Source organism: Pseudomonas sp. FSL R10-0399, from assembly GCF_009600165.1.
GTDB lineage: Bacteria > Pseudomonadota > Gammaproteobacteria > Pseudomonadales > Pseudomonadaceae > Aquipseudomonas > Aquipseudomonas helleri.
The window spans coordinates 1-3,264 of the sequence record NZ_WIWK01000213.1 but is presented as its reverse complement, the minus strand read 5'-3'; the positions used below and the strand labels follow the sequence as shown (position 1 = coordinate 3,264).

4 protein-coding genes are annotated in these 3,264 nt (G+C 61.5%); all 4 read left to right on the top strand.

What is annotated here, in order from left to right:
* Positions 1 to 302, top strand: a 302-nt coding sequence (locus tag GHO41_RS28790; protein ID WP_305977957.1) for an NAD(P)H-hydrate dehydratase, incomplete at its 5' end; no start/stop codon positions are given.
* Positions 290 to 760, top strand: coding sequence for a tRNA (adenosine(37)-N6)-threonylcarbamoyltransferase complex ATPase subunit type 1 TsaE (tsaE, locus tag GHO41_RS28785; protein ID WP_323368951.1), 471 nt, complete (start codon positions 290 to 292; stop codon positions 758 to 760). The genes GHO41_RS28790 and tsaE, both read left to right, overlap by 13 nt.
* 2 nt (positions 761 to 762) lie before the next feature.
* Positions 763 to 2,205 carry an N-acetylmuramoyl-L-alanine amidase gene (locus tag GHO41_RS28780; RefSeq protein ID WP_206540839.1) on the top strand — a complete coding sequence of 481 codons (1,443 nt, stop codon included), beginning with the start codon at positions 763 to 765 and terminating at the stop codon, positions 2,203 to 2,205.
* Positions 2,202 to 3,264 (top strand): DNA mismatch repair endonuclease MutL (gene mutL, locus GHO41_RS28775; protein WP_153435307.1); only part of this gene is annotated, 1,063 nt, incomplete at its 3' end. The genes GHO41_RS28780 and mutL, both read left to right, overlap by 4 nt.

Sequence of the window (3,264 nt, the reverse complement as noted above, 5' to 3'; positions counted from 1 at the left end):
ACTCAGTAGTGTGCGTTCTTAAGGGGGCGGGCACGCTGATTGCCGGGCTGGAAGGTCAATTGGCGCTGTGCACGCAAGGGCATCCGGCCATGGCCACGGCGGGTTTGGGCGACGTGTTGGCCGGTGTGGTCGGTGCGTTGCTGGCGCAGGGCATGAGCGCCTTTGATGCCGCGTGCCTCGCGGTGTGGCTGCATGCCCGTGCCGGCGAACAACAAGGACAAATGGGCCGTGGGCTGGCGGCCAGTGATTTGATACCAGCCATTCGTCAGTTGTTGGAGGAGCAAACACCGTGTCTGAATTAACACTGCATCTGGCGGATGAAGAGGCCATGGTCGCCTTTGGCGGGCAGTTGGCCCGCATCACCCAGGGGCATGGGCTGATTTTTTTGGAAGGGGACTTGGGGGCGGGTAAAACCACCCTGTCACGCGGCATTATTCGCGGCCTGGGCCACACCGGCGCGGTTAAAAGCCCGACGTTTACCCTGGTTGAACCCTACGAAATTGGCGACATCCGCGCTTACCACTTTGACCTGTATCGCCTGGTTGACCCGGAAGAGCTGGAATTTATGGGGATTCGCGACTATTTCGACGAAGACGCCCTATGCTTGATTGAGTGGCCCCAACAAGGTGCAGGCTTTTTGCCAAAGGCTGACCTGACCATTACCATTAGGCCGCATAACACCGGGCGCGCGCTGACGTTGTCGCCCCAAGGCTCGCGTGGCGAGACTTGGTGTGCCGCAGTGGCGCTGGAATACAAATAATGATGGGGTTTGGTATGCGCTTTCGCGCGTTAGTGAGTGTCGTGGGTCTGTTGCTGAGTGTCATGGCGGTTAATGCCATAGCAGCGACACAAGTGAAAAGCGTGCGTTTGTGGCGTGCCCCGGACAACACGCGGCTGGTGTTTGACCTGACCGGCCCGGTGCAACACAGCGTGTTCACGCTGACGGCGCCTGACCGTCTGGTGATTGATATCAATGGCGCCACCCTGGCCGGGCCGTTGAATGTGGCCACGGCCAACACGCCGATCACCAGCATGCGCTCGGCGCAGCGCACACCGACCGACCTGCGGGTGGTCATCGACCTGAAAAAACCGGTAACCCCCAAAAGCTTTGTGCTGGCCCCTAACGCCCAGTACGGCAACCGCCTGGTGGTCGATTTGTTCGATCAGGGCGCAGACCTGACCCCAAGCCTGCCCGCCACGACCGTGGCCAAGGTGCCTGTGGTGCCGGTACCGGTCCCTGTGCCGGTCACGCCTGCCCAGCCTGATATCAAGCTGCCGCCGGTGCCGAGCGGCAAGCGCGAAATTGTTGTGGTGATCGACCCCGGCCACGGCGGTGAAGACCCGGGTGCTTCCGGTTCTGCGGGCCAACACGAAAAGAACGTGGTGCTGGCGATTGCCAAAGAGTTGCAGCGCCAGATCAACGGCATGCGCGGCTTCCGGGCTGAGCTGACCCGTACCGGCGACTACTTCATCCCGTTGCGTGGCCGTACCGAAATCGCCCGTAAAAAGGGTGCCGACCTGTTTGTGTCTATTCACGCTGACGCTGCGCCGTCCAAGGCGGCGTTTGGTGCGTCGGTGTTTGCCTTGTCTGAGCGCGGCGCCACGTCCGAGACAGCGCGCTGGCTGGCTGACAGCGAAAACCGTTCTGACTTGATCGGCGGGGCGGGCAACGTAAGCCTCGATGACAAAGACAAAATGCTTGCAGGCGTATTGCTCGACCTGTCGATGACCGCTTCGCTGACCTCCAGCCTTAACGTTGGTCAGAAGGTTCTGAGCAACATCGGCCGGGTCACACCGTTGCACAAGCAGCGCGTGGAGCAAGCCGGGTTTATGGTGCTCAAGTCGCCGGATATCCCGTCGATCCTCGTTGAAACCGGGTTTATTTCGAACGCCAACGAAGCCTCGAAACTGTCCTCGACCAGCCATCAGCAAGCGCTGGCGCGTTCGATCAGCAGTGGCGTGCGCCAGTTCTTCCAGCAAAACCCGCCGCCGGGCACGTACATCGCATGGCTGCGTGACACCGGCAAAATCGCCCAAGGGGCCCGTGAACACACGGTTCGCCCAGGCGAAACCCTGGCGATGATTGCGGTGCGTTACCAAGTGGGCGTGGCGACGCTGCGCTCCACCAACGGCTTGAAAAGCGATGAACTGAAAATCGGTCAAAACTTGAGCATTCCGGCCACCGAGCTGGTGACCAAGCAATGAGTGATGAGGTGATGAACAGCGCCCGCATTGAACTGCTTAGCCCGCGGCTGGCTAACCAGATTGCGGCGGGTGAAGTGGTTGAACGCCCGGCCTCGGTGATTAAAGAGTTGCTGGAAAACAGCCTCGACTCGGGTGCCAAGCGCATTGATGTGGACGTCGAGCAGGCCGGGATCAAGCTGCTGCGGGTGCGTGATGACGGCAGCGGTATTTCCAGTGACGACTTGCCGCTGGCGCTGGCGCGACACGCCACCAGCAAGATCCGCGATCTCGAAGACCTTGAGCGGGTGATGAGCCTGGGCTTTCGGGGCGAGGCGCTGGCTTCGATCAGTTCGGTGGCCCGTCTGACCCTGACCTCGCGCACCCGTGGCGCCGAGCAGGCGTGGCAGGTCGAAACCGAAGGTCGTGACATGGCCCCGCGGGTTCAGCCAGCGGCGCACCCGGTGGGCACTTCGGTTGAAGTGCGCGACCTGTTTTTCAACACCCCGGCGCGGCGCAAATTCCTCAAGACCGAAAAAACCGAATTCGATCACCTGCAAGAAGTGATCAAGCGTCTGGCTTTGGCGCGTTTTGATGTGGCGTTCAACTTGCGCCACAACGGCAAAAGCATCCTCAATCTGCATGAAGCCCGCGATGCCACGGCCCGCGCCCGGCGTGTGGCGGCGGTGTGTGGCCCGGCGTTCCTGGAGCAGGCGCTGCCCATCGAGGTCGAGCGTAACGGCCTGCATTTGTGGGGCTGGGTGGGCTTGCCGACGTTCTCCCGCAGCCAGGCCGACTTGCAGTACTTTTATGTGAATGGCCGTGCGGTGCGCGACAAGCTGGTGGCACACGCGGTGCGTCAGGCATACCGCGATGTGCTGTTCAATGGTCGGCACCCGACCTTTGTGTTGTTTTTTGAAGTCGACCCGTCGGTGGTCGACGTCAACGTGCACCCGACCAAACACGAAGTGCGTTTCCGTGACGGGCGCATGGTGCATGACTTTTTGTACGGCACGCTGCACCGCGCGCTGGGCGACGTTCGCCCCGAAGACCAACTGGCCGCGCCTGCGCCGGTGCCGGGGG

What these genes read in the sequence shown, in the direction of transcription:
- GHO41_RS28780 (WP_206540839.1), top strand. Translation starts at nt 763, where the DNA reads ATGGGGTTTGGTATGCGCTTTCGCGCGTTAGTGAGTGTCGTGGGTCTG.